The sequence below is a fragment of the Nocardia gamkensis NBRC 108242 genome (assembly GCF_001612985.1).
Taxonomy (GTDB): Bacteria; Actinomycetota; Actinomycetes; order Mycobacteriales; family Mycobacteriaceae; genus Nocardia; species Nocardia gamkensis.
This window is the reverse complement of the sequence record NZ_BDBM01000043.1, coordinates 1-844: the sequence shown is the minus strand read 5'-3', so window position 1 is coordinate 844 and position 844 is coordinate 1. Positions and strand designations below refer to the sequence as shown.

General features: G+C 59.8%; 1 pseudogene. It reads right to left on the bottom strand.

From position 1 onward, the window contains the following. Positions 1–844 (bottom strand): annotated as a pseudogene (locus tag NG1_RS27225) (DNA-directed RNA polymerase subunit beta); the annotation flags it as partial.

The window sequence follows — 844 nt, the reverse complement described above, 5'->3', positions numbered from 1 at the left end:
AGATGGGTTTCCAGGATCTGACCGATGTTCATACGACGCGGCACACCATGGGTGTTCAAGATGATGTCCACCGGAGTGCCATCGGGCAAGAACGGCATGTCCTCGGTCGCGAGGATCTTACCGATCACACCCTTGTTACCGTGCCGGCCCGCGAGCTTGTCACCATCCTGGATCTTGCGCTTCTGGGCCACATACACCCGCACCAACTCGTTGACACCCGGCGGCAGATCATCATCGTCCTCCCGGGAGAACACCCGGATACCGATCACCTTGCCCGACTCACCATGCGGCACCTTCAACGAGGTATCACGCACCTCACGCGCCTTCTCCCCGAAGATCGCCCGCAACAACCGCTCCTCCGGAGTCAGCTCGGTCTCACCCTTCGGCGTCACCTTGCCCACCAGGATGTCCCCATCCCGGACCTCCGCACCGATACGCACGATGCCCCGCTCATCCAGATCAGCGAGCACCTCATCGGACACATTCGGAATATCCCGAGTGATCTCCTCCGCACCCAGCTTGGTGTCACGCGCATCGATCTCGTGCTCCTCGATATGAATCGAGGTCAACACATCCTCTTCCACCAGGCGCTGCGACAAGATGATCGCGTCCTCGTAGTTGTGACCCTCCCACGGCATGATCGCCACCAACAGGTTCTTACCCAGGGCCATCTCACCGTTCTCGGTGCACGGACCATCAGCCAGAACCTGACCACGCTCCACCCGCTGACCCTCATCCACAATCGGACGCTGATTCGAGCACGTGCCCTGATTCGACCGGTTGAACTTCCGCATCCGATAGGACTTCCGCGTCCCATCATCAGCCATCACCGTCACATAATCGG